The organism is Chitinophaga sp. CCNWYY40 (assembly GCF_037483205.1).
GTDB lineage: Bacteria > Bacteroidota > Bacteroidia > Chitinophagales > Chitinophagaceae > Chitinophaga > Chitinophaga ginsengisegetis.
The window spans coordinates 800653-824372 of record NZ_JBBHLF010000005.1 but is presented as its reverse complement, the minus strand read 5'-3'; the positions used below and the strand labels follow the sequence as shown (position 1 = coordinate 824372).

General features: G+C 45.7%; 19 protein-coding genes. 12 read left to right on the top strand and 7 right to left on the bottom strand.

The window, feature by feature from the left end; translation table 11 throughout:
• Window positions 1-36 precede the first annotated feature (36 nt).
• From cysS to V7S65_RS22415, 6 genes are all read left to right on the top strand, one after another.
• Window positions 37-1536, top strand: a complete 1500-nt coding sequence (gene cysS / locus V7S65_RS22440; protein WP_336387594.1) for a cysteine--tRNA ligase — start codon at window positions 37-39, stop codon at window positions 1534-1536.
• Window positions 1537-1556: 20 nt separating this feature from the next.
• Window positions 1557-2549 (top strand): M28 family peptidase, encoded by a 993-nt coding sequence (locus tag V7S65_RS22435; protein ID WP_111577267.1) that lies wholly within the window; start codon window positions 1557-1559, stop codon window positions 2547-2549.
• Window positions 2550-2610: 61 nt separating this feature from the next.
• Window positions 2611-3252, top strand: a complete 642-nt coding sequence (locus tag V7S65_RS22430; RefSeq protein ID WP_336387595.1) for a DNA-3-methyladenine glycosylase family protein — start codon at window positions 2611-2613, stop codon at window positions 3250-3252.
• Between the two features lie 41 nt (window positions 3253-3293).
• Window positions 3294-3911: an alpha-ketoglutarate-dependent dioxygenase AlkB family protein gene (locus tag V7S65_RS22425; RefSeq protein WP_336387596.1), complete on the top strand. Its 618-nt coding sequence runs from the start codon at window positions 3294-3296 to the stop codon at window positions 3909-3911.
• A 15-nt stretch (window positions 3912-3926) separates the two neighbouring features.
• A complete protein-coding gene (locus V7S65_RS22420; RefSeq protein ID WP_336387597.1) occupies window positions 3927-4829 on the top strand; it encodes a hypothetical protein in 903 nt (300 codons plus the stop codon).
• A gap of 111 nt (window positions 4830-4940) precedes the next feature.
• Window positions 4941-6371: an META domain-containing protein gene (locus tag V7S65_RS22415; RefSeq protein WP_336387598.1), complete on the top strand. Its 1431-nt coding sequence runs from the start codon at window positions 4941-4943 to the stop codon at window positions 6369-6371.
• A 112-nt stretch (window positions 6372-6483) separates the two neighbouring features.
• Here the strand turns inward: V7S65_RS22415 and V7S65_RS22410 are convergent, their stop codons facing one another.
• The 5 genes from V7S65_RS22410 to V7S65_RS22390 form a co-directional block, all read right to left on the bottom strand.
• Window positions 6484-7251, bottom strand: a complete 768-nt coding sequence (locus tag V7S65_RS22410; RefSeq protein ID WP_336387599.1) for an AraC family transcriptional regulator — start codon at window positions 7249-7251, stop codon at window positions 6484-6486.
• 121 nt (window positions 7252-7372) lie between these two features.
• Complete coding sequence (locus V7S65_RS22405; RefSeq protein WP_336387600.1) at window positions 7373-7717, bottom strand: IPT/TIG domain-containing protein; 345 nt, start codon at window positions 7715-7717, stop codon at window positions 7373-7375.
• Between the two features lie 249 nt (window positions 7718-7966).
• Window positions 7967-9397 carry an anion permease gene (locus V7S65_RS22400; RefSeq protein ID WP_336387601.1) on the bottom strand — a complete coding sequence of 477 codons (1431 nt, stop codon included), beginning with the start codon at window positions 9395-9397 and terminating at the stop codon, window positions 7967-7969.
• A 15-nt stretch (window positions 9398-9412) separates the two neighbouring features.
• A complete protein-coding gene (locus tag V7S65_RS22395) occupies window positions 9413-10579 on the bottom strand; it encodes a porin (protein ID WP_336387602.1) in 1167 nt (388 codons plus the stop codon).
• A gap of 151 nt (window positions 10580-10730) precedes the next feature.
• Window positions 10731-12893 carry a S46 family peptidase gene (locus tag V7S65_RS22390; protein ID WP_111577260.1) on the bottom strand — a complete coding sequence of 721 codons (2163 nt, stop codon included), beginning with the start codon at window positions 12891-12893 and terminating at the stop codon, window positions 10731-10733.
• Between the two features lie 205 nt (window positions 12894-13098).
• On the opposite strand from V7S65_RS22390, the gene V7S65_RS22385 reads away from it, so the two are divergent.
• The 5 genes from V7S65_RS22385 to recA all read left to right on the top strand — a co-directional run bounded on the left by V7S65_RS22385 (window position 13099) and on the right by recA (window position 18112).
• A complete protein-coding gene (locus V7S65_RS22385; protein ID WP_079471390.1) occupies window positions 13099-13539 on the top strand; it encodes a hypothetical protein in 441 nt (146 codons plus the stop codon).
• An 86-nt stretch (window positions 13540-13625) separates the two neighbouring features.
• The gene (locus tag V7S65_RS22380) at window positions 13626-14225 is read left to right on the top strand and encodes a ribonuclease HII (RefSeq protein WP_079471776.1); all 600 of its coding nucleotides are present in this window, start codon (window positions 13626-13628) and stop codon (window positions 14223-14225) included.
• Between the two features lie 86 nt (window positions 14226-14311).
• Window positions 14312-15799: an RNA polymerase factor sigma-54 gene (rpoN, locus tag V7S65_RS22375; protein ID WP_079471391.1), complete on the top strand. Its 1488-nt coding sequence runs from the start codon at window positions 14312-14314 to the stop codon at window positions 15797-15799.
• Between the two features lie 10 nt (window positions 15800-15809).
• Window positions 15810-16505: a hypothetical protein gene (locus V7S65_RS22370; protein WP_079471392.1), complete on the top strand. Its 696-nt coding sequence runs from the start codon at window positions 15810-15812 to the stop codon at window positions 16503-16505.
• 596 nt (window positions 16506-17101) lie between these two features.
• Entirely contained in the window at window positions 17102-18112 is a 1011-nt protein-coding gene (gene recA, locus V7S65_RS22365; protein WP_079471393.1) for a recombinase RecA, read from the top strand.
• A 236-nt stretch (window positions 18113-18348) separates the two neighbouring features.
• Here the strand turns inward: recA and typA are convergent, their stop codons facing one another.
• Window positions 18349-20157 (bottom strand): translational GTPase TypA, encoded by a 1809-nt coding sequence (gene typA / locus V7S65_RS22360; RefSeq protein WP_079471395.1) that lies wholly within the window; start codon window positions 20155-20157, stop codon window positions 18349-18351.
• Between the two features lie 264 nt (window positions 20158-20421).
• Between typA and V7S65_RS22355 the strand changes: the two genes are divergently transcribed.
• Window positions 20422-21420: an alpha/beta fold hydrolase gene (locus V7S65_RS22355; protein ID WP_336387603.1), complete on the top strand. Its 999-nt coding sequence runs from the start codon at window positions 20422-20424 to the stop codon at window positions 21418-21420.
• A 36-nt stretch (window positions 21421-21456) separates the two neighbouring features.
• Here V7S65_RS22355 and V7S65_RS22350 read toward each other — a convergent pair whose 3' ends face one another.
• Window positions 21457-23688, bottom strand: a complete 2232-nt coding sequence (locus tag V7S65_RS22350) for a patatin-like phospholipase family protein (RefSeq protein ID WP_079471398.1) — start codon at window positions 23686-23688, stop codon at window positions 21457-21459.
• Window positions 23689-23720 lie beyond the last annotated feature (32 nt).

The window sequence follows — 23720 nt, the reverse complement described above, 5'->3', positions numbered from 1 at the left end:
AGATGTCAGCTATATGGCATCTGTCATTTACAGCATATGTCAGAACTAAGGATATATAATTCATTACACCGTCAGAAAGAAGTATTTACACCTTTACACCCGGGCCACGTTGGTATGTATGTGTGCGGACCCACCGTATCCGGCGAATCACATCTCGGCCACGCCCGCCCCTATATTACATTTGATGTAGTATTCCGCTATTTAAAATACCTGGGATATAAAGTACGTTATGTTCGTAATATTACCGACGCCGGCCACTTTGAAGAAGAAGGCCGCGCGGCGGAAGATAAAATTTCCAAATTTGCCGTACTCGAAAAGCTGGAGCCAATGGAACTGGTACAGAAATACACCAACCTGTACCACTGGGCCATGCTGCAGTTCGGCAACCTTGAACCAAGCATAGAACCTACCGCCACCGGGCATATCATTGAGCAGATTGAAATGATCAAAACGATCATGGAAAAAGGCTACGCATATGAAGTAGACGGCAGCGTGTATTTCGATGTTAAGAAATATGCCGCCAACTACGATTACGGTATCCTCAGCGGCCGTGTACTGGAAGATATGCTGGAAACCACCAGGGAACTGGAAGGCCAGGACGATAAACATAACAAAGCAGATTTTGCCCTCTGGAAAAAAGCACCGCCAGAACATATTATGCGCTGGCCCAGCCCGTGGGGCGAAGGTTTCCCGGGATGGCATATTGAGTGCTCTGCCATGAGCGCCAAATACCTGGGCGCCCAGTTCGATATTCACGGTGGCGGCATGGACCTCCAGTTTCCACACCACGAATGCGAAATTGCACAAAGCGAAATTGCACACGGCGATATGATGGCCCGTTACTGGATGCACAATAACATGATCACCATCAACGGCCGTAAAATGGGTAAGGCTTATGGCAACACCATCAAGCTCACCGAAATGTTTACCGGTGAAAATCCGCAGCTGGAAAAGCCATACAGCCCCATGACCATCCGCTTTTTTGTGTTGCAGACACACTACCGCGGTACCCTGGATTTCTCTAACGAGGCCCTGCAGGCCGCCGAAAAAGGACTCCAGCGTTTATGGGCTGCTTATGAAACATTGCAGAAGCTGACGTATACTGCAGAAAATGGCCAGGGTATCAATGAAGAACTGGACAAACAGGTACGTCAGTGGTGCCTGGAATGCCCGGAATTCATGAACGACGATTTCAATACAGCGAAAGTACTGGCTAACCTGTTTGAGCTTACACCAGTGATCAACTCACTGAAAGGCGGACAAATAAAAATGCACGAAATCAGTGAAGATACTTTCCAGCTGTTACAACAAACCTGGAAAACCTATCTGGTGGATATTCTCGGCATACAACAGGAATCCATCGCCGGGGAAGATAATAAACTGGATGGCGTATTACAGATGCTGATTGAAATGCGGAAGGAAGCCAAAAGCCGCAAGGACTATGCAACCTCCGATAAAATCCGTAACGAATTATTGTCTGTAGGCATTCAGCTGAAAGATGAGAAAGACGGTACCGTTTCCTACAGTCTTCAATAAAATAAATATTCCGGAAGATAATGCGTAAAGCTCTTATTACACTGACAGCGCTGGCCTTACTGGCCGGCGCCTGCCAGCAGAATAGTCAGACAACCGATAACACCACCGACAGTACCGGCGACAGCAAAGTGGCGAAAGTGGATGTACCTGTACCTGTTTTCCAGGCAGATTCTGCATATGCGTACACCGCACGCCAGGTAAGTTTCGGCCCGAGGATACCTAATACGCCCGCACAGGAGAAATGTGCCGGCTGGCTGATCAGCAACTTCCGCAATTGGGCGGATACCGTATATGTACAGCGCACTACTGTTACCGGGCCGAAAAACGAAAAACTGCCCTGTATCAATATCATCGCCAGTTTCAACCCCGCGGCCAAACAGCGCGTTTTGCTGCTGGCCCACTGGGATACCCGTCCCTGGGCGGATGAAGATGCCTTTGATAAAACAAAAAAACTGGACGGTGCAGACGATGGCGCCAGCGGCGTAGCCGTACTGATGGAAGCCGCCCGGCAGTTCCACAAACAAAAACCGGAAACCGGCATAGACATTCTGCTCGTAGACGTGGAAGACTACGGCGCTAAAAATGATGAAAACTCATTTTGTCTCGGTACCCAGTACTGGGCTAAAAACCCGCATATTCCCGGCTACAAAGCAAACTACGGGATCCTCCTGGACATGGTAGGCGGACGCGGCACCCAGTTCTACATGGAAGGCTCCTCCAAACAATACGCAGGCGCACAGATGAAAATGTTCTGGGATGTAGCCAACAAACTCGGCTATTCTGATATATTCCGTTATGAAAATAACGGCGCATTTATCACGGATGATCATATCGCGGTAAATACCATCGCCAATATCCCGACATTCGATATCATTGCGTTACAGTCGAACAACGACTTTGCCCCTCACTGGCATACACAAAACGACAATATGGATGTGATTGACCGGAAAACGTTGCAGGCAGTAGGACAAACACTGTTGCAGGTAATCTATACACAGCCGTTTAGTTATTAATAAATTCACTGGAGCTCCGGGGTGAAGGATGATGTGACGTATTAACTTTAAAAAACAGTTTATGCCCAGGTCTAAAAGCACCCCGGACGATGTTCCGGTACATTATGTGGCCCATCTCAGCAAGGATAAAAAGCTACAGAAAATTATCACCGGCCCGTTAACGGAGCTGACTATACGAAAAAATATCTGCCTGAAACTGATTGGCTCTATTATGAGTCAGCAGCTATCCACCAAAGTGGCAGATGTGATCTATTCCCGGTTTCTTGACCTCTATGGCCGCCGGGAGCCAACAGCGCAGCAAATACTGGATACCCCGCCGTTAACGCTTCGTGGTATTGGTTTATCCAATGCTAAGGTAACCTACGTGCAAAATGTGGCGGCATTCGTTATCGCCGAAAAACTGACCGACAGCAAGCTGAAAAAAATGAGCAACGACGAAGTGATTGCCTACCTCACACAAATCAAGGGTGTGGGCCGCTGGACAGTGGAAATGCTGCTGATGTTTCACCTGTGCCGCGAAGATGTATTTGCAATGGACGACTGGGGCTTACAACAGGCCATGATCAAGCTTTACAAACTGGACCCGGAAGATAAAAAAGCATTCCGGGATAAACTGGTTAAAATCTCTGAAAAATGGGCGCCTTACCGTACACATGCCTGCCGCTACCTTTGGTCGTGGAAAGATAATACCCCGGACAAATAACTTGACATATACAGTGCGTAGCACGGTTGTAAATTTGTGTTATGAGTGTGCAGGGAAGTTTTTTCAATGAAGAGGATGCCGGGAAGATTTCATTACTGAATGGAGAGCTGGCTTACTATCCGCAGTTTTTTAACCTGCCGGAAAGCAACCATTTCATGCAGGTCCTGCAGGACACTATTACCTGGAAACAGGAATCCATGAAAATATATGGCAAAGAGGTATTATTTCCACGTTTAATGGCCTGGTATGGCGATGCTGCCAGCTCCTATGGATTCTCCGGAAATATCTTTTCCCCGGAAACATGGACAGCCGAATTACAACAGATACGTGACCGCATTACACCGGTGAGTGGCCAGGCGTTCAACAGTGTGTTACTGAACCTTTACCGCAATGGTAACGACTCCATGGGCTGGCATGCAGATGATGAGCCGGAACTTGGGCGTAACCCCGTAATTGCCTCGGTAAATTTTGGCGCTACACGTCGTTTCCAGCTACGCTATAAAAGTGATCATCAACGGAAATACGAACTATCACTGCAACACGGCTCCCTGCTCGCTATGAAAGGGCCACTACAGGAATACTGGGAACACCAGGTTCCCAAAACCACTAAAATATCACACGGAAGAATTAACCTCACCTTCCGGTTTATCCACCCTTAAAAGACGGCATATACTATGAAAAACCTTGTATTATTAATCGGAAATGACATCAACAACATCTCCCGCGGTCAAAGCTGGAAAGACCTGCTGCAGGACATTATCACCTTTTGCCACGCCGGAGATTGCGTGGAACTGGACGATAAAAAACCATTCCCGCTCCTGTATGAAGAAATCTTTTTAACCGCCAGCAAAAATCACCGGATAAGAGAAAAAGATCTCAAATCATTCATCGCTATCAAAGCAGCAGAAATAAAAGCCAACCCGCTGCACAGCGCCATCCGGGAGCTGAAGCCGGCACACATCCTCACCACCAACTATGAATTTACGCTGGAGGGACAGATACCATTGGAGAACACCAGTATCATCAAGGAAAAATTTTACAGCATTTTCAGGAGATATGAAGTAGATGATATCCAATACTGGCATATTCATGGCGATTGTCTCAACCCCATGAGTATCAACCTGGGATTTGAACACTATGGCGGCCAGTTACAACTGATGCGCAACTACGTGGTGAGCGGTACCGTGTATTCTTCCAAAGAAGTACCCAAGCCTTCGCTGCTACGGCGTATTCATGCCAGGGAAGTGTATTTTCACTCCTGGATAGATCTCTTCTTTACGGATGATATCCACATCTTTGGCCTGTCGCTCGATTTTGTGGAAACGGACCTCTGGTGGCTGCTCACGTACAGGGCAAGGCAAAAGTTTCATCATAAAAATGTGCCGGTTCCCAATCACATCTTCTACTATATTCCGGAAGAATATGTGGCAGCATCTAAATTTAAACTGGACCTGCTCACCGCAAATGATGTAACTATTGTAAGCCTTCCCGGCAAAGATAAACTGGGCTACTACGAATCTATTATCAAACAAATCGGGAAGACCCGTCAAATGGCCCACCATAGCAGCACCAGGTAATACCAGGGCCTAAAAGTGAGACTGGCAGCGTTTTTGCAAAATATGGAGCAATCCTTCAAAAGAGACAACCTCACGACTCCTTTTGTTGTTAATTATTAAAATCTATATTTTATGTTACTTGAATTAGCAATCACCCTCGCCACCACCTTTATGGCCCCGGTACAAAGCAAACAACCACCCGCCAAAACACAGGTTATTTATGTAAAAGAATCAAAGGAACCGTGCACTGGTGTGGCTCCTATGGAGTGTTTGCAGATAAAAGGAGTAAATGATACAGACTGGTCCAACTTATATACCAATATCAACGGCTTTAAATACACTCCCGGCTACCGCTATAAGCTCAGGGTAAAAATTACCCAGGTAAAGAACCCGCCGGCAGATGGCTCTTCCCTGAAATATACCCTCACCAAAGTGTTGGAAAAAAAGAAGATCAGCAGCGCAGGCTCATCTTCCATCGCCGGAAAAAAATGGGTATTGGTAAAAATGGATAACGAAGATATTTCCGATGGCGCCATCTGGATGGAGTTCGACGCCGGTAAGAAACGTATTCATGGTAAAAGTGGTTGCAACAATATGATGGGCGCATATACTACCTCCGGTAGCAATATCACCTTTTCCAAAACCGCCGGCACCCTGATGGCTTGCCCCGACAGAGACATGATGCGCCGCGAAACCGCCTTCATGAAACAATTAGGCGATCAAACATTTCAATATGCTGTATCCGGACAAACGCTGAACCTCGTCCAAAATGGCAATACCGTACTGCAGTTCCGCCTGGAAAAAAAAGATGGCAGCGCTTCCAATAATAACTGGGCAGCTGTTGGCAATAAAAAATGGACCTTGAAAATGATCAATGACGGAGTAATCAGCAATTCCGGTGTCTGGCTGCAATTTGATGAAGGCAAAAAACGCTTCAGCGGCAAAGGCGGCTGTAACAATATTTCCGGTGGATATACCGCCCTTAAAAATAAGATCACTTTCACACAGGCCATGAGCACCCGCATGATGTGCGGCGATGCAGATGTAATGCGCCGTGAATCTGACTTCCTGAAACAACTCGGCGGACATACCTTTACCTACGCCGTAAACGGTGAAACCGTTGATCTCCATGAAAACGGCAAATTAGTGATGCAGTTTACACTGGAAAGTAATGACAACGATCATCAGGGCAACGCTTCAAACAATAACCAGTGGGATTTCATTGGCAGCAAAAAATGGAACGTGATCAAACTGAATGATGCTACGTTAAGTAACTCCGGTATCTGGCTGGAATTTGATACCAATCAAAAACGTTTCCACGGAAAAGGCGGCTGTAACAGCATTTCCGGCGGATACAACGCTGCCGGCGATGAAATAAAATTCACACAGGGCATCAGTACCCGCATGGCCTGCCCGGATGCAGATGTAATGCGCCGTGAAGCTGAATTCCTGAAACTCATCAGTGATAATACTTTCCGGTACGATGTGGCTGATCAAACATTAAATCTCTATAAAGACGGGAAAATTGTGGTGATGTTTGGCATGCAGGATAAAACACTGTAACATTATTTGCAGATAATCCATCATAGAAAAAGCAGCAAGGGCCGGTCTTTGCTGCTTTTTCTATTTAATATCGTCCATTAAAAAGAACGCAACATCAGCAAAGTTATTTGTATCACCGCTGCATATAGCCGGTAGGGCTTTCCCCGGCAAACGCCCTGAACTCGCGGGTGAGATGTGCATGATCATAAAAGCCGTGGTCCAGCGCCAGCGACAATAAGTGGGGATTGGACAGGCTTTTCAGGTGCTGCTTCAAACTTAGAAATCTTACAATACGTGTGAAAGTTTTCGGAGATACGCCGGTTGTCTGCAAAAAGTGGCGTTCAAAATTACGGGGACTCATATATGCCTGTGCGGCCAAAAAATTTACTGCTATGGCTCCCTTCGATTGCCTGATCTGCGCAATACTATGCTGCATTTTTCCGGAGATGATATTACCGGCCGGCAACCGCTGTAAGAGGAACTTTTCCAGGCACACTACTTTTGCAGTTATCCCCGATGCCTTCAGTAGCAATGGCTCCAGCGCCACATGCCATCCGGAAGAAATATCGCGCAGGGGAACATGATCATCCGTAATCAGTTGTAAAGGCAAACCTGTAAAACCACTCAACCCGCCCGGTTTGAAACGGATTCCTAACAAATAGGTATTTGCATGGAAGGCAGTATCATGGAAGGTAGTCATGGTGCCTACTACAAAAGCGTTACCTGGCATTATTTTCAGCGCTCCATCAGCTGCAGCGATGATGTCTTCACTAATATTAAAAATAATATCCGCACACGTATCCGGTAATATACGCTGCTGCATAAAATGCGGTCCACCAGCTACCCAGTAGGCGTCTACATATGTAGCCAATAGCGGATGTGGCCGGAACTCTTTATACATAGCTGCAAAATAAAACATTATTACGAATGGCGGTTTTATACACAGCTCCGCCAATGCAAGAAAATCTTCGCACTACTATCTGTGTATAAAACCGCTATCCGCAATTTTTAATTCATCACGCTTACTTCGCTGCTACGAGCTTGGGATGATATGCAAACAACATCGCGTTGGATACATTATCTCCTACCGCAACCACTACAGGCACTGTGGTGGCTTTCTGCACAGGTACCAGCACCAAAAGGGAGTTACCATCTGCACGCAGAATTTGCGCAGGTACGTTCCCAAAGTTCACTTTATTTTCGTGCAAATCTTCACTAAAACCGTGTCCTTTAATCAGGAGGAAATTTCCTGCATGTCCTTCTACAGTTACTACTTCAGCGGTGTTTTCTGTTGAATTCGGGGAACAGGCCGTCATGGCCATAATTAACAGCATAAGGGCTGTCACAAACAATTTAAACTGTGTCATCTTTTTTTTCTTCTTTTTGGGGGGTCACAACCCTGTTACAAATAATTCACCGGGGTTAACACTATTGCAATTGCAACTCTTATCGGCAACAGTATATATTCGGTATTCAAACGGACGCAAAGGTACAATCATTCCTTCAATAAAAAAACAATCGATCAAAAAAATACGTAGAATTACGGATACGGTTATATGATTTTATTGCTTCAACACCGATTCCATTGACCCATAAAAATCTTTTCTGCGATTCGTTTACCAGATACCCAATACTTTCCACCAACCGCCGCCAATGCCTATCCAGATAAGGATAAGCACGATGCTCAGAATAAACCCGCATCTCCACCAGTCTTTCAGATCTACATAAGTACTTCCGAAAAATACCGGCGCAGGTCCATGACCATAATGGGTAAGTGTTCCGAAGATATCACCGCAGTATCCCAGCGCCAATGCGAGCAACATACCCGGTATGCCTACAGAAATACCCACGCCTAAAAACGCGGAATACATCGCCGCCACATGGGCCGTAGCGCTGGCGAAAATGTAATGACTGTAAAAATATACCAGCACTATAATCGGGAAAGCTATCGTCCACTTCATACCGCCTACTTTCTGTTTGATCAGATCACTGAACCACGGAATGAAACCCAGGCTATTCAGAAAACTTGCCATCATTACCAGCGCAGAAAACCATACAATGGTGTCCCATGCGCCTTTCTCCGACTTCACATCATCCCAGGTGAGCACCTGTGAAATAAGCAGGAATACCAATCCTATCAGGGCGGTAGTGGTAGCATCTATTCCAAACAGATCTCCTGTTATCCACAGGAACAACAGGATCACAAATGCCAGCAGCATCAACCACTCGTTCCGGTGCACCGGTCCCATTTCCTTCAGCTTTTCAGCTGCCATAGCAGGCGCATCTCCTGTCGACTTCAACTCCGGCGGATAGATCTTATACAGTATCCACGGCACTGCAATAATGGAAATAATCGCCGGCACCACTGCCGCTGTGAACCACGACATCCAGGAGATATCAATACCCAGGTTTTTCGCAAACTTCTGACACATGGGATTACTCGCCGTACCTGTTAAAAACAGGGAAGACGTAATAAGATTCATGTTATAACTGTTCAATGTAAGATAGCCGCCCAGCTTTCGGTGGGTGGCCGGGTCTTCCGGCATGGAACCAAAGTTGATGGCCATAGATTTCATGATAGGATAAATAATACCTCCACCCCGTGCGGTATTACTGGGCACCGCCGGCGCCAGTACCAGGTCGGCCAAACCCAGTCCGTAAGCCAGTCCCAGCGAGCTGCGGCCAAATACCCGGATAAACAGGTAAGCAATACGTTTTCCTAAACCGGTTTTAATAAATCCCCGGGCAATAAAAAAAGAAATACCTATCAGCCAGATTACTTTATCGCCAAAACTACTGAGCGCCAGCGTAATGGATTTCGCCGGATCACCCGGCGCCAGCACGCCCGTGATGGCCACCAGCGTAATAGCCACCACCGACATAGTGCCCATGCTTGCCGCCTTCATAATAATACCGACAATGGTTGCCAGGAAAATAGCCAGCAGATGCCAGGCTTCCGGCTTCACTCCTTCCGGCGCCGGAATAAACCAGATCAGCAAACCTACCGCGAGTGTAATTAACAGCTGTGGATACTTGATTTCTTTCATATAGACTCACATTTATTAAAACCTGCATTGTACCTGCACAATCAGCAGGTTGCTGTTATGCGTTTTTGTTCCGGGAATATCTTTGTTATACTGGTCTATCTGCATTCCTAACTGAATACGGCCGCCATAATCTTTCAGAAAAGCCAGGCTGATCATGGGGATATAGGATTGCCGGATAGCGCCATTATGTTTTTTGTTTTCATCAAAATATTCATAGCGCATGGAAAGCTCGATAGAGGTCAGCTTATGATAGCTGATCTTATAGCGCAAATTGGGAAGCACGTATATTCCATCCATAATATACCGGCCTACTCCTTCCCCACCGCGGATACTGTCTGGCAGGGCGTAGTAAAGCTGGTGATTGTTACCTTGTTTGTATTCCGACTGCAACTGCAGATCCCATTTGGGCGCCAGTGGAATTACGCCGCTCACATCTACCCCCAAAGCGTACACGCGCTGTCGTTTCACCGCGCCAAAGCCACCATTTAGCCCCAGCGAAAGTTTATTCATCTCTCCGAATTCCAGCCGGGCCGTTCCCAGTTTGCCGTTGTCGTTATCTGATGGCTGGTTGCGGTTGTTCCCGTTCACCACGGAAACAGCATACTTCATAGGGATCTTACTGTCCTGGTTAAATGCCCCGAACATCGACACGCCGATCTGGAAGCTTTGCCAGCCGTTGCTGCCGAACGCAGCGTATTGATTGGAGAAATCCATCGACTGGATAATATCTACAGGGTAGAGATCTTCCAAACCAAAAGATGGCCGGAATTGCCCCACGGTGAAGTTTACTGCATCGTTCCAACGGTAAGAGATATACGCATTTTCAAGGACCTTCCCTTTGGTATCTCCGGAAAATTCAGCCAGGTTAATCAGCACTGCTGCCGTAAAACGGTCGCTTACCTGTGCCTTGGCCTGTAAACGCGCACGCTTGATACTGAAACTGTTTCGCACTACTTCTTCTGCATTTGGTTGATGCATCCCGTTTACATCCACATCACGCACCAGCGACCCGGTGTACCTGGCCTGGAAAACACCCCCGAAAGATATCTTCTTGATAAATCCGGCTATTTTTTCGATAGAAGAATCCCTGGCAGTAGTATCTCCCGGCGGCCATGCAGATGCGCTGGCAGAAAAGACACAGACAAAAAACAGGATAGCAAGGAATAAGGTTCGTTTATGCATGCACGGTTGTTATTAGATGTTGGAAACAGCCTATGGGGATAACACCATGCAGCAAAAAAATGTTTTCAGTAAAACAGCATTAATCCGTAATAAAAAGTCCCGCACCGGGGCTACCAGTGCGGGACTTTCTGATCAAATGCTTACCAGCCGGTTATTTCACCAGTTTCAGCTCATTAATAATATTTTTTGCACCGCCCAGTTTGTCAATGCACCACAATACGTAACGTACATCTACACAGATAGTACGATTGTACTCGGAATCAAACTGAATTTTATGGCTCAGTGCTTCGTAGTTACCATCAAAAGCAAGCCCAATCAGTTCGCCGTTGGCGTTGATAACAGGAGAGCCGGAGTTACCGCCGGTGATATCGTTGGTTGTGATAAAGCCTACTACAATATCATTGCGTTTGGCATCTTTGTACTGACCGAAATCTTTTTTATTGTACAGGTCAACATAATTTTCAGGCAGGTCAAATTCATAATCACCCGGTACATACTTCTCTATTACCCCTTTCATGGTGGTTACATAGTCGTAGTGCACGGCATCACGTGGAGAATATGGTTTTACCTGGCCATAAGATAAGCGCATGGTAAAGTTGGCATCGGGATACCTGTTGGCGTTAGGATTCATCTGCATAACACCTTTCAGGTAAGCGCGGCCAAGATCGTTATTCTTTGTATTGAACTGGTTATATAACGGCAGGTATTTACCTACATAATTTTTGATGAATGCGTTGGCATAGGCGAATACCGGATCATTCTGCAGGGTTACTGCATCCGGGTTTGCTACAAATGCGTTCCATTTGGCATCATCAAAAATAAACGTGTTGGCCATTAAGGAAGCAGCCCAGGTATTGTATGTTTTGTCTTCATCAAGAGGACCGTATTTTGCTTTCAGTGCATCATAAAAACCAATCGGATGTTGATCTTTGGAGATGTCTGTGTAGAACATATGACAGGTAGCTGCGAGGATTTTCTGGTCGGATGGTTTGTTTTCTCCTTCCAGGAATGCTTTACGCGCCTTATCAGCTGCATCTACTGCCTGTTTAACGGCATCTTTAGGAGCGCCCGGTGTTACCAGTGCTCTTTCCACGGCCGTTAGAGAAGCCGCAAAAGCCGCTACCGGGGAACCCATGATACCTTCATTCAGGTAAGTGCGTTGTTTGGCGTATGGAGTCCATGCTTTATAGGCAGCCTCGTAGTCGGAAAGGATGTTGGCAAATTCAGGTTTGCCCTGTGCCCATTTGGCAAAAGCAGCTTCCTGTTTTTGTTTATCGGCCAGCACACCATGTTTCTGCAGTTGCTTAGTTTCACCGTCAAAAAACTTCCAGTAGTTGGCTATTCCGGCATAGGAAGATGCCAGCTGCAGTTTTACCGCAGGATCTTTCTTCATCTGCTCAAACATAGCCTTCAGTCTTACATCGCGGAGATTTACCACGGAAGGGTTTTCGATAGCTGTTTTCAGCTGTATGCCGTAAGAAGTTTCATAACGGTTGGTACCACCGGGGTAACCGAAAATCATGGCATAATCATTTTCCTTTACACCCTTGATAGATACCGGGAGAAAATGTTTTGGCTTTAAAGGCACATTATCAGCGGCATAGGCAGCAGGCTTTCCGTCTTTACCGGTATACACACGGAACACGGAGAAGTCGCCGGTGTGGCGGGGCCATTCCCAGTTATCGGTATCACCGCCAAATTTACCCACGCTTTCAGGAGGCGTACCTACCAGGCGGATATCTTTATAGCGCTCGTATACAAACAGCAGGTATTGATTGCCTTTGAACATAGGCACCACCTTCGCTTCATAGCCGGTGTTGGCAATAGTTTTAGCGATAATTTCGCCATAAACCTGTTGTTCTTTCTGGGCTCTTGCAGCGCCATCAAGTCCTTTCAGGGCGTCTTCCACTTCCTTGCTCACATCTTCCACTCTTACCAGGAATTGTACAGACAGCTGGGAAGAAGCAATTTCTTCCTGTTTATTTTTTGCGTAGAAACCGTTTTTCAGGTAGTTGTGTTCTACAGAACTGGCGGCGGCAATAGCGCCGTAGCCGCAGTGGTGGTTAGTAAAAATGAGGCCCTCATTACTTACAATTTCACCGGTACAGCCGCCACCAAAAATAACGATGGCGTCTTTCAGGGATGCTTTATTAATGCTGTACAACTGTTCTTTCGTCAGCTTCAATCCTTTCTTCACCATGTCGTTGTACGTTTGCTGCCCCAGTAAATAAGGCAACCACATGCCCTCATCTGCTTTAGCCCATTTGATACTTACGCTAAGCAATAAGAGCAAAACCAGTAATTTTTTTCTCATATTAAGTCAGGTTTTGTTTTTAAGGACCTCAAACCTAGCTAATTTTTTGTTACCGGGCGCAGGTATAAGGACCAATGGCCGCAAACATCTGATAAATATTAAAATATGATCCGGGCGTGAACAAAAAAACTGGAATATGTTTTGATAAAGGGGTACGGCCGGAAGGCTGTGCCAGTATTTAAAAACACAAAAAAATCGTCGGAACATGAAAAAGATATTCTTACTGGCGGGCATTGCCGCTTTATTTGCCTGTAACGAGAGTAGCACTCAACAGGAAAAGAAAGAAGAAATAAAGGAAGACATTAAAGAAGCCGGGCAGGATATAAAATCTGCCGCCAGCAGCACGGGCGATTATTTATCCGAGCAAAAGAAACAGGCGGAAGAAGCTATTCAGGAGCGTATCCGGGAAATAGACAAAACCACGGAGGAGTTAAAGAAAGAAGGAGACGAGAAAAGTGTGGCTGCCCGGAAAAAACTGGAAACGCTGAAAACACAGATGAACAAAAAGCTGGAAGACGTAAAAAACAGCAGCGCCGATAAATGGGACAGCACCCGGGCAGCCGCCGACCAGCTGATGAAAAAATCTGATAAGGAGTGGACAGATTTCAAACAGGATTTTAAAGATCTCTTTAAGAAAGATGAATAGAAGGCTGCGGTATTGCTTCAAAATTCCACAATCCTTGTTCCTTGAACATTAATCTTGTAATTTTACCCGGCTTAATAGATTTGGATTTGCTACTTTCTTACTATCAGGAATTATTAACAGAAGCCGGCTGCGATGAAGCCGGAAGGGGATGCCTGGCGGGTCCTGTGTTTGCTGCGGCCGTCATTCTGCCAAAGAATTTCAGACATCCGTTGCTGAACGATTCCAAGCAGATGAAACCGGCAGACCGGGAAAAGCTGAGAAAGGTGATTGAAAAAAAAGCAGTATGTTATGCCGTGGCAAGTGTAGATAATGTGGAAATAGACAAGATAAATATACTGAAAGCTTCTTTCAAAGCTATGCACCTGGCGTTGGAGAAGTTACAGCAGCAACCTGAATTTATACTGGTAGATGGTAACCGTTTTTATGCATACGGCAATACACCACACGCCTGCATTATACAAGGCGATGGCATATATGCCTCTATTGCAGCAGCTTCCATCCTGGCCAAAACCTATCGTGATGAATATATGCAGCAGTTACACGCCACATATCCACACTTTGGCTGGAATGAGAACAAAGGATACCCTACCAGGCAACACCGGGATGCCATCCGGGAATTTGGCGATACGCCATTTCACCGCAAAACATTCCGTTTGTTGCCGGAGCAGCTGGAACTGGATTTATAGCTTTTCGTTATCTAAAAGCTAAATGCTGACAGCGAGTCGCTCTGTTAACCTTATACTTATTAATTTTGCCCTGACAGGGAATAATTATGTTAAAGCAGACACAACAGCAGAAATTATTACAGAAACTTTCACCCCAGCAAATTCAGCTCATGAAATTGCTGCAGGTACCTACTGTGAACCTGGAAGAAAGGATCAAAGAGGAACTGGAAGAAAATCCGGCATTGGAATATGGCGAAGAGGCAGGTGAAGACGAGTTCAAAGAACAGGAAGAGTACGAAGCACCGGCGGAAGAAGATGAATTTGAACCCGACGGCAGTGAAAATGAGTACGACAATATCGATATTTCTGAATATGTAAGTGAAGGAGATGATGATGTGGCGGATTACAAGCTGCGTGATGATAACTATCCTGATCCGGACGAAAGCAATAAAACCATCCCGATCAGGGTGGAAACATCTTTCCATGAACACTTATTGAGCCAGCTGGGCATGCTCGAGCTGGACGACCATCAGAACGCCATTGCCGAACATATCATCGGCAGCATAGACGACGACGGCTACCTGCGCAGGGAAATCAGTTCTATGGTAGACGATCTCTCCTTTTCGCAGAATATTGACACCACCGAAGAAGAAATCAACTCCCTGATCAAAAAGATCCAGGACTTTGATCCGGCAGGCGTATGCGCCACCGATCTGAAAGAATGCCTCTTACTCCAGCTGAAACGTAAAGCACAGGACGATCCCGGCGTACACAACGCCTACCTCATCCTCGAAAACTACTTCGACGAATTTACCAAGAAGCACTATGAGAAGATCCAGAAGGCATTAGGCCTTTCTGACGAAGGACTGAAAGAAGCCATTACCCAGATCATCAAACTCACGCCCAAGCCAGGTGGCAATTTTGCTACGCTGAATAAAGCGGAGAGCTACGTACTACCCGACTTCTTTATTTTAAACAATGCCGGTAAACTGGAACTTACACTGAATTCCCGTAATGCTCCCGATCTGCGCATTTCCGGCGGTTACCGCGAAATGCTGAAGGAGTACGACCGGGGCGACAAGAAAGATAAACGCCAGAAAGAAGCCGTACTGTTTATCAAACAGAAAATTGATGCTGCCAAATGGTTTATAGATGCCATCAAGCAGCGGCAACATACGCTGTTATCCACTATGGAATCTATCATGGATTACCAGCGCGAATTTTTCCTTACGGGAGATGAAACCACCATGAAGCCTATGATCCTGAAAGATATCGCGGATCGTACACAACTGGATATTTCTACCGTAAGCCGCGTGGCCAACAGTAAATATGTACAAACCGAATTCGGTACCTTCAAACTGAAATTCTTCTTCTCCGAATCCCTGTCTACCGACAGCGGCGAGGAAGTATCCACCCGGGAAGTAAAAAAGATCCTGTCAGACCTCATTGAAGCAGAAAACAAACGTAAGCCGCTCAGTGATGAAAACCTCACAAAAATGCTGCAGGATAAAGGATATAACATTGCCCGCCGTACGGTGGCAAAGTACAGGGAGCAGCTGAATATTCCGGTAGCCCGTTTACGTAAAGAATTATAAGAACCACACCATGCAAGAACAAGCTGTTTTAGACCGGAACGGAAATATACGTTTGGAGCCGGAGTTTCCAAAGGCAATGAAATCCCTGGCACTGATCATTTCCTATCTCTCACATCCGCTGTTCATTCCCCTGCTGGTGACATTCCTGGTGCTGGAATCCATTCCGGAATACATGGTAGCCTTTAAGCCGCTGAGCAAAAGATTTGCCTTCGACATGCTGTATTTCAGGGTGGCTATTATCAGTATCGGGTTTCCGGTGCTCACGCTTTTACTGGCCAAGGCACTGAAATTTGTTTCTTCCGTTCATATGAAAACCCAGCGCGACAGGATCATTCCTTATGTGGCCATGATCACCTATTACTTCTGGGCGTTTTATACTTTTCAGCAGGAAGGCAGGGCGCCAAAGTTCTACACGGCGTTTTTCCTGGGCGTGTTCCTGAGTGTTTCCATCGCTTTTGTTAGCAATAATTTTATAAAAACCAGCATGCATACCGTAGGCTGGGGCGGCGTGATAGGTCTTTTACTGTCGCTGATGTGGGGAATGCATATGAACGTCTCCATACCACTGGTTATTACTTTCTTTGTAGCCGGCATTGTGGCTACGTCCCGCCTGGTACTGGAAGCGCATGAACCGCGTGAAATCTATATTGGTTTCCTGATTGGGATCGTTTCGCAGCTGGCCGCTTGCTGGATACTTGTAAAATAGGCATTTCACCATTCTATCCCTGCTCCCCTGCCGGTAAATGCTGAAATAAGTCAGCCACCAGCCAGGGATCAGGGAGAACAACATATTAGAATGGCGATAAAAAAATTTTGGGGTTTAACCTTGACCGCTTCACCGTTTCTTCCTCACATGGATGCAAGGCCGCAAGGCAGGCTAACAAACAATTTTAACAAACAGTAGGGGATTAACTTCAACAACTAAACTTGACAGTACAAAAGTGAAACTTTCTGCGCTGATACTCAAGCGTATAACTACGCTTTTTAAAAATGCAGTAGAATTCTCACTTCCTGCGGATAATTATTTTTTTGAGGTTTTGTTGTTACGCATATTCAATGCGTAATGGGGTCGCATCTTTGTTATGCCGTTGCGGGTTAACCCTTTTAAGATCTTAAGAATAAATTTTTTTTGACAGGAAGTTCTTGAACAGCACGGAAAAAGATTACTATTTTATTTAGCAATTAAAAGAAAATGCTAAAATATTTAGGAAAATAAAAAATTAGATCATAACTTAGCAATCCAATTAATTTGCTTTCTAATTGTGATCAGCTATCTATTAAATTTGTAAAAACATTACTTATATGTCTACAGCCAATGCAGAAAAACTGAAGGCCCTGCGCCTCACAATGGACAAGATTGAGAAAGATTTCGGTAAGGGATCTGTGATGATGATGGGGGAAAAAGCAGAAGCGCCGATGGAGATTATTTCCACGGGTTCCCTGGGCCTTGATATCGCACTTGGAATTGGCGGTTTACCAAAGGGAAGGATCATTGAAATATATGGACCAGAGTCTTCCGGTAAAACAACCATCGCCATCCATACAATCGCTGAAGCACAGAAAAAAGGCGGTATTTGCGCCATTATAGATGCGGAGCATGCTTTTGACAGCAGCTACGCAAGAAGACTGGGAGTTGACGTGGATTCCCTGTTGATTTCACAGCCGGATCATGGTGAGCAGGCACTGGAAATAGCAGATCGCCTGATCCTTTCCGGAGCAGTAGATGTAGTCGTAATTGACTCTGTTGCCGCCCTGGTACCAAAAAGTGAACTGGAAGGTGAAATGGGTGAAAGTAAAATGGGATTACAGGCCCGTTTGATGTCACAGGCACTGCGTAAATTAACGGCCACCATCTCCAAAACAAACTGCTGCTGCATCTTTATTAACCAGCTGCGTGAAAAGATAGGTGTTATGTTTGGTAACCCTGAAACTACCACCGGTGGTAATGCGTTGAAATTCTACGCATCTGTAAGGCTGGATATCCGCCGCATGAGCCAGATTAAAGATGGCGACGAAGCAATCGGTAACCGTGTGAAAGTGAAAGTAGTAAAGAATAAAGTAGCACCGCCATTCCGCCAGGCAGAATTCGATATCGTTTACGGTCAGGGTATCTCCAAAACGGGAGAAATCATAGACATGGGTGTTGAATATGGCGTTGTTCAGAAAAGTGGTAGCTGGTTCAGCTATGACACCAATAAATTAGGCCAGGGCCGTGATGCAGTGAAACAACTGCTGAATGATAACCCTGAACTGGCAGCAGAAATCGAAGCAAAGATTAAAGTGAAGATTCAGGAAAAACAGGATGCCGCTTAATATTGGCTGCTATTGATTTGAATAAGCATTGAATTGAAACTTAGTATTTAAACATACATAGAAGTTAGTTTTAGTTTTAGTAAGCATTGGGTTAGTATGCACATCCCTGCCTTATCCTGGGCGGGGATTTTTTTGCCCGGGAGTGAAGTCCCCCCTCTACTTCCTCCAAAAAACAAAGCCGCTCCGTAAAACGGAGCGGCTTTGTTTTTCACTATTATCTTACGAACAAAAAGCAATTAAGCTTCTGCTTTCATGCTCTTAGCTGATCTCTTACGTTCTTCCTCATCCAGTATAACCTTACGCATACGGATAAAGTTAGGAGTAACTTCAATACACTCGTCATGCTGGATGTACTCCATACATTCTTCCAGTGTCATCAGTATTTTAGGTGCAATGTTAGCAGCACCATCGGTTCCGCTCGCACGCATGTTGGTCAGTTTCTTACCTTCATTCGGATTCACCACCAGGTCGCCCGGTTTGTTGGTTTCACCAATGATCATACCCTTATATACTTCTTCTCCCGGATCAACAAAGAAAGATCCTCTATCCTGCAGCTTATCCAGAGAGTAACCTGTAGTAGTACCAGCTTCCTTGGCAATCAGCACACCGTTATTACGGCCTGGGATAGCACCTTTCCATGGTTTGTAATCATTGAAACGGTGCGCCATTACTGCTTCACCTGCAGTAGCAGTAAGCATCTGTGTACGCAAACCAATCAAACCACGGGAAGGAATTTCAAATTCCAGATGTTGCATTTCACCCTTGGTTTCCATGATCAGCATCTCACCTTTACGACGGGTTACCAGGTCAATTACCTTGCTGGCAAAATCCTGCGGAACGTCTACCACCAGGGTTTCGTACGGTTCGCATTTTTTACCATCCACATGCTTCACAATTACCTGAGGCTGACCAACAGTCAACTCATAACCTTCACGACGCATGGTTTCAATTAATACCCCTAAGTGCAGGATACCACGACCATACACCATGAAGCTATCAGCACTGTCAGAATCCATTACACGCAGTGCCAGGTTCTTTTCAGTTTCCTTCATCAAACGGTCACGCAGGTGACGGGAAGTAACAAACTTACCATCTTTACCAAAGAACGGAGAGTTGTTAATACCAAACAACATGTTCATGGTAGGCTCATCCACACTGATGATTGGCAATGCTTCCGGTTCTTCTGCATCAGCGATAGTATCACCAATGTTGAAACCTTCAATACCAACTACCGCGCAAATATCGCCGGCAAATACTTTAGTCACTTTTCTCTTACCTAACGCTTCAAAGATATACAGCTCACGCACTTTCTGCTTCTTGCTGGTACCATCTGTCTGCATCAAAGTAACCCACTGTCCTTCTTCAATAGAAGCACGGGCCACTTTACCTACAGCAATACGACCCAGGAAAGAAGAGTAATCCAGTGAAGTGATCTGCATCTGCAGGTTACCTTCCGGAGTTTTTGGCTGTGGAACATATTCCAGGATGCCATCCATCAACGGAGAAATATCTTCACTCTGCTCTAATGTACTGTTGAACCAGCCATTTTTACCAGAGCCATAAAATGTCGGGAAGTTCAGTTGTTCCTCTGTAGCATCCAGATTAAAGAACAATTCAAAAACTGCATCGTGTACTTCATCAGGACGACAGTTAGCTTTATCTACCTTGTTGATAACAACAATAGGTTTCAGATTCAGCTGCAAAGCCTTCTGCAACACAAAACGGGTTTGTGGCATAGGACCTTCAAAAGCATCTACCAGCAGGATAACACCATCAGCCATTTTCAATACCCTTTCTACCTCACCACCAAAGTCGGCGTGGCCCGGAGTATCAATCACATTGATTTTGGTTCCCTTGTACTCAACAGATGCGTTCTTGCTGAATATGGTGATACCACGCTCTCTTTCAAGATCGTTACTATCCATGATCAGTTCGCCTGATTCCTGATTAGCCCGGAATACATTAGCCTGATGAAGGATTTTGTCAACCAAAGTAGTTTTACCGTGGTCTACGTGTGCAATAATTGCGATATTACGAATGTTCATATACTTAAATCTTTAGCTATCAGCCATTAACTAAATTTACGCTAATAGCTACAAAAAGAAGGCGCAAAGGTACGAAAACATAGCGAGAATGAGGGTGTCACGTTTTAAATAAATGTAATCATTTGGCCAGCCCGGAAATCGCTCTTGCAATAGGTTGGTTATCATTGATTTACAATTAATTATATCCAAATATTGCAAACAAATAGTTTTATGGCGTCAATTTTGTCCCACCCCACTGCGTTTTAACTGCTTAATACCGCCTTCATGAAAAAGAAATTATATATCCTCGCCATCGTCTGCCTCTCCCTCATCTCCTCCCGGATATATGCACAAATACCAGCCCAGGATATCACCCTCTCCGGATATAAATACCCGTTCCCGGTGCATTTCCTGAAATTACAAATACAGGGGCAGGCCCTTCAAATGGCCTACATGGATGTTCAGCCCTCCCGCCCCAATGGCAAAACAGTTGTACTCCTCCACGGCAAAAATTTCTGCGGCGCCTATTGGGACAGCACCGCAGCAGATCTCAGCAATAACGGATACCGCATTGTCATCCCGGATCAGATCGGTTTTGGTAAATCCTCCAAACCAGAACACCTTCAATATAGTTTTCAGCTACTGGCGCAAAACACCAAAACATTGCTCGACTCCCTGCACATCACCAAAACAGCAGTGCTCGGCCATTCAATGGGCGGTATGCTGGCCACCAGGTTCGCTCTGATGTACCCGGAAGTAACCGAGAAACTGATCCTGGAAAACCCCATCGGGCTGGAAGACTGGAAAGTGAAAGTACCTTACCAGTCAGTAGATAAATGGTACAAAGCAGAACTGCAACAGAACTATGAGAAGATCAAACAATATATGATGGACAACTACTACGCCGGCAAGTGGTCGCCCGCCTACGATAAATGGGCACAGCTGCAGGCTAGCTGGACCAGCAGCCCCGACTACTCGCTGGTTGCCTGGAACTCCGCCCTCACCTACGATATGATTTTTACCCAACCGGTGCTATATGAGTTTCAAAATGTTACTGCCCCCACCCTCCTCATTATAGGACAACGCGACCGCACCGCTTTAGGCAAAGCCAATGTCCCGGAAGAAGTGCGCAAAACAATGGGGAATTACCCTGAACTGGGAAACAATGCTGCGAAAAAAATTCCACACGCCACACTCGTTCCCATTGAAGGTGTAGGACATCTTCCCCACATTGAAGCCTATACGAAGTTCATTGCCCCCCTGCTGAAGTTTTTGCAGGAATAACAGGAAATTTATTTTAATTAAACACCGTGAATAATGCTATTCTTCCAGCAGCTTCACCACATACTCCAATGCACTCTGATTGGCAGGATTATCCAGCGCATGCGCAATATCCAGTTTTTCCCGGGAGGTAAGATGCCACGACAAAGCCGCCGCCTTGTCCTGCTTTTGCGGCACATACTGGAAAATCACCCGGTGAAACTTCTCCGGGAAATATCCTTCCATGTAGTTCAGTAAATCATCCTGGTCAAAATCCTGCATGGCGCTCCAGTGCTGTTGCATGGTAAACAACGGCTCAAACAACAGGTCGCTCAGATCCTTTGTTTTCTTGATAGGGGAAATATCATTTTTGCGGGTGTCACGAATCTGGATATATATCACTCCGCTGGTATTTTCATTGATCCATTTATTAAATGTATACAAGTAACGCAATGTGGTTTGCTGGCCAAAATTATCGCGGATACCGGCATCCATCACATCCACAATAGGATTACTGGGTAGAAACGCATTCGGCAGCACATAAGGAAAAGTTGCACACATACGGATTGCGCTGGTTACACGCAGATCCATCGCATCCTGCGCCGCAAAGTATTGCCCGAAATCCACGCCGTCGATATCCCTTACCTGCCGTGTGGGATACTGATACTGCGGGCTGCACAAATAACTGATCGGCTGCGGGGAAATCATTAACCGGCGCCCGTCTGCATTGATGGTAGCATTCCATATCAGCATAGGAATTTCTGCATTGGCTTCCGGCGCATGGTAATCTTTCAGCGTTTTATCCAAAGCACTGTCTGTATGCTCATTCAGCTGCATTTCAAACGCATAGCCCCTGTCTTTTGCGTAACGATTTTTCCCGATGCTGAAACTTCTCCAGGGCGTAATAAAATCATTCACTGCCATAGCAGAAAATACAGAATTGAGTAAATCCTGCGACACCTTCTCGGCATAAATATTATCAGACAGGCGGATAGGCTTGCCCTGCTGCTGTTCATAATATAGCTCTCGGAAATAACTGGCGCCCAGCATACCACCGGAAGCGCCGGTCATGAGCACGGTATGCTTCATCAACCGGCCTTGCAGCATGCTGTCCAGCCGTTGTAATACATTTACGCTCCAGGTGGCCGAACGGCTGCCGCCGCCGCTGAAGTTCATTACAATGAGCGGGGGCTTTTTCCCCGCCGGAAATTTCTTTCTCCAGTTCTCTAATATCAGTAAGGTTTGTTTCTTATCCGCTTCATATTTCTCCCGGGTAAAAAATTGTTGCAAAGCCGCCACACTATATTCGGGGCGCGCTTTTTTGTCCCGGTAATTCAGGCCGTAAGCCTTATTGCGGTTATCTACCCAGTTATGTTCCACCATCCAGTTCAAACCAAACAACATCACCAGCAATATGGGAATAGACCAGGTTTGTAGCATATAGGAAAAGGCGCCGGCCACTCCAATCAGAAATGCGAAAAAGATCAACACACTGGCGCCGGCCGGAATTCTGAACATATCGTAATCCATCATGTAAGCCAGTATTACCAGGAAAACCAGCGAGCAACCCACGGTGATCATGGCCGCAAAGTGATGCTGTTTAAGGATGCTGTCGAGGTAATGCTTATTGTAGTGATCTACATTCCTCGCTCTTCTGATCCGCCAGGGCGTGGAAAAATAATTATGAACGGGCAGTGCATTTTCGTCGGGGTCCTGGTTAGGTTTCAGGATCATCCGCAGGAAATTACGCGGATTACCGAAACGCTTTTCCAGGCGGCGGCCAATATTTTTATCTGCATTAAAAAAATAAAAAAAACAGAAGAAGAAGATAAACAACACCCCACAAATAAATCCTTCGCCCAGCAGCATAATATCCGGAACGGTGTTGAGCTGTTCGTAACGCTGGTATTCCCATCCGCGGTAAAGCATGCTGAAAATGAATATCAGCGGGATAATAGCATTATTAAGACAATACCTGAAAAATGGCTGGGAAGTGGTGGCCAGGAACTTAAACCGTCCGGTATGCAAAATGAAGGTGGTAATTTGCCAGCTCATGATAAACATGCCGGTGGCCAGCCCCAGGATAGTAGTACTGTAGAAATTTACTTTGCCCAGGTATTCCGGCGCCAGATAAAGTGCATCTCCGCCAAACACCTTGGCAAAACCGCCGTTGATGGTGCTGAACAGGATCACCCAAAAAATAAGTAATACCTGGTACTTCCTGAAATGCAGGAGCAGCAACTGTATAGGGAAAGAATAGTAAGTTTTTATCAGTAATAACTTCACCTTCATCAGACGATTATTACGAATAAACCTACGGAAAA

Bases quoted from the DNA above. Each gene is read 5' to 3' on its own strand.
- cysS (WP_336387594.1), top strand. From the start codon at position 37: ATGTCAGAACTAAGGATATATAATTCATTACACCGTCAGAAAGAAGTA.
- V7S65_RS22435 (WP_111577267.1), top strand. From the start codon at position 1,557: ATGCGTAAAGCTCTTATTACACTGACAGCGCTGGCCTTACTGGCCGGC.
- V7S65_RS22430 (WP_336387595.1), top strand. From the start codon at position 2,611: ATGCCCAGGTCTAAAAGCACCCCGGACGATGTTCCGGTACATTATGTG.
- V7S65_RS22425 (WP_336387596.1), top strand. From the start codon at position 3,294: ATGAGTGTGCAGGGAAGTTTTTTCAATGAAGAGGATGCCGGGAAGATT.
- V7S65_RS22420 (WP_336387597.1), top strand. From the start codon at position 3,927: ATGAAAAACCTTGTATTATTAATCGGAAATGACATCAACAACATCTCC.
- V7S65_RS22415 (WP_336387598.1), top strand. From the start codon at position 4,941: ATGTTACTTGAATTAGCAATCACCCTCGCCACCACCTTTATGGCCCCG.
- V7S65_RS22410 (WP_336387599.1), bottom strand. From the start codon at position 7,251: ATGTATAAAGAGTTCCGGCCACATCCGCTATTGGCTACATATGTAGAC.
- V7S65_RS22405 (WP_336387600.1), bottom strand. From the start codon at position 7,717: ATGACACAGTTTAAATTGTTTGTGACAGCCCTTATGCTGTTAATTATG.
- V7S65_RS22400 (WP_336387601.1), bottom strand. From the start codon at position 9,397: ATGAAAGAAATCAAGTATCCACAGCTGTTAATTACACTCGCGGTAGGT.
- V7S65_RS22395 (WP_336387602.1), bottom strand. From the start codon at position 10,579: ATGCATAAACGAACCTTATTCCTTGCTATCCTGTTTTTTGTCTGTGTC.
- V7S65_RS22390 (WP_111577260.1), bottom strand. From the start codon at position 12,893: ATGAGAAAAAAATTACTGGTTTTGCTCTTATTGCTTAGCGTAAGTATC.
- V7S65_RS22385 (WP_079471390.1), top strand. From the start codon at position 13,099: ATGAAAAAGATATTCTTACTGGCGGGCATTGCCGCTTTATTTGCCTGT.
- rpoN (WP_079471391.1), top strand. From the start codon at position 14,312: ATGTTAAAGCAGACACAACAGCAGAAATTATTACAGAAACTTTCACCC.
- V7S65_RS22370 (WP_079471392.1), top strand. From the start codon at position 15,810: ATGCAAGAACAAGCTGTTTTAGACCGGAACGGAAATATACGTTTGGAG.
- recA (WP_079471393.1), top strand. From the start codon at position 17,102: ATGTCTACAGCCAATGCAGAAAAACTGAAGGCCCTGCGCCTCACAATG.
- typA (WP_079471395.1), bottom strand. From the start codon at position 20,157: ATGAACATTCGTAATATCGCAATTATTGCACACGTAGACCACGGTAAA.
- V7S65_RS22355 (WP_336387603.1), top strand. From the start codon at position 20,422: ATGAAAAAGAAATTATATATCCTCGCCATCGTCTGCCTCTCCCTCATC.
- V7S65_RS22350 (WP_079471398.1), bottom strand. From the start codon at position 23,688: ATGAAGGTGAAGTTATTACTGATAAAAACTTACTATTCTTTCCCTATA.